The sequence below is a fragment of the Pseudomonas sp. SIMBA_068 genome (genome assembly GCF_046534705.1).
Classification (GTDB): Bacteria; Pseudomonadota; Gammaproteobacteria; order Pseudomonadales; family Pseudomonadaceae; genus Aquipseudomonas; species Aquipseudomonas putida.
Genome location: NZ_JAWRYI010001656.1, coordinates 1 through 236 on the forward strand (window position 1 = coordinate 1; position 236 = coordinate 236).

Annotated in this window: 1 protein-coding gene; it reads left to right on the forward strand. The window is 51.7% G+C overall.

Features of this window, described 5'->3' with window-relative positions; all coding sequences use genetic code 11:
* Nucleotides 1-49 precede the first annotated feature (49 nt).
* On the forward strand, nt 50-235 hold the full coding sequence (locus tag SB756_RS35360; RefSeq protein ID WP_016714230.1) for a hypothetical protein: 186 nt from the start codon (nt 50-52) through the stop codon (nt 233-235).
* Nucleotide 236: the final 1 nt, after the last annotated feature.

Genomic DNA, 236 nt, shown 5'->3' on the forward strand with positions numbered 1-236 from the left:
GACAGGTGGGACTCGTTGGTTTAGGTCTTCACAAAAACGAGTAGCCATCATGAAAAACAACCTGTTCGCCATGTTGCTGTTGACTGCCAGTTTCTCGCTGCTCGGAGGTTGCTTCGACCGCGATAGTGATCATCCAGCGAAGGATGCCGACCCAAGCAAACCGTCACTTCAGATGCAGCAACCCAGTGACCCTGTAACTAACCCTCCAGCTGACACCAAACCGCAGAATCAATGAG

Coding starts and splice junctions, on each gene's coding strand:
- SB756_RS35360 (WP_016714230.1), top strand. CDS start 50: ATGAAAAACAACCTGTTCGCCATGTTGCTGTTGACTGCCAGTTTCTCG.